The 1,253-nt window shown below is 77.6% G+C and carries 1 protein-coding gene; it reads right to left on the minus strand.

Features of this window, described 5'->3' with window-relative positions; translation table 11 throughout:
- Positions 1-48 precede the first annotated feature (48 nt).
- On the minus strand, positions 49-1,253 hold a 1,205-nt coding region (locus HCJ92_RS24145), incomplete at its 5' end, for a type III polyketide synthase (protein ID WP_209311542.1).

Raw genomic sequence — 1,253 nt, forward strand, 5'->3', positions numbered from 1 at the left:
CCCGCCCGGCGAGCGGGCGGGCGGGCGGCATGCACGGAGCGGGCGGCCCTACCGGACCGGGTGTGCGACGGTCCGGCGGAACCGGAGGAGCGCGGCGTAGAGCGTCAGGCCGGGGCCGAAGGCCATCGCCACCACCGGTGCGCCGTCGGGCGGCGGGGAGCCTCCCGGCGCACCGGCGCGGATGCGCTCCAGGACCAGCAGCACGGTGGGCGAGGAGCAGTTGCCGTACTCGGCGAGGACCGCGCGGGAGGCGTCGAGCGCCGTCGGGGCGAGGCCGAGTTCGCCCTCGACCGTCTCCAGGATGCGCGGGCCGCCGGGGTGGACCGCCCACCCGGCGACGTCACCGACCTCCATTCCGTGCCGGGACAGCAGCTCCTCGGTCACGGGCCGGACGTGCCGGGCGAGGACGGTGGGGACCTCCGGGGAGAGTCCCATGCGAAAGCCCAGGTCCGTCACCTGCCAGGTCATCAGCTCGGCGGTTCCCGGATCGGTGCGCGCCACGACGTCCACCAGCTCCAGCCCGGCCGGTGCGGGAACGGACTCCTGCCGCACCACCTCCCCCGGCCGGGCGATCGACGGACCGGCGGTCACCGGGCCGGGCCCCGGCAGGTCGGCGGGCGGCGGGCCGGGCGTGGGTGGAAGGAGCACGAGCGCCACCGCGGCGTCGCCGAACAGTGCGTGCGTCACCACCTGCTGGGTGTCGGAGTCGGCCGGCTGGAGGTGCAGCGAGGGCAGTTCGAGGCAGAGCAGCACCGCGGGCCGACCGCGCGCCGTGACGTGGTCGGCCGCCGCGCCCAGCGCGGGCAGCGCCGCGTAGCAGCCCATGTGGCCCACCAGCAGCCGCTGCGCGTCGACCGGCAGCCCCAGCGACCCGGCGAGCCGGATGTCCAGACCCGGGGTGTCGTATCCGGTGCAGGACGCGACCGTCAGCTGGCCGATCTCCGCCGGGGCGAGTCCGGCCTCGGCGAGCGCCGCCGACACCGCCCGGTGCCCCAGCGCCGGTGCCTCGCGCGCGTAGCGCCGCATGCGTTCCGCCGTGGTCCAGTCGGCCGGGTCCTCCTCGGCGAGGTCGACGACGGTGTGGCGGCGGCGGACACCGGCCGAGGCGAAGACGCGGCGGGCGAGCGCCGAGTCGCCGAAGTGGCGCCGGAACCGCTGCTCCCAGAGCTCCTGTTGGGTTACGGGCCGGGGGACGGCGATCCCGATCCCGGCCACCACGGGGCCCGGGCCCGGCGGCGCCGGGCCGTCGGCGG

Origin of the sequence: Streptomyces spiramenti, assembly GCF_012034385.1 — a bacterium.
GTDB lineage: Bacteria > Actinomycetota > Actinomycetes > Streptomycetales > Streptomycetaceae > Streptomyces > Streptomyces spiramenti.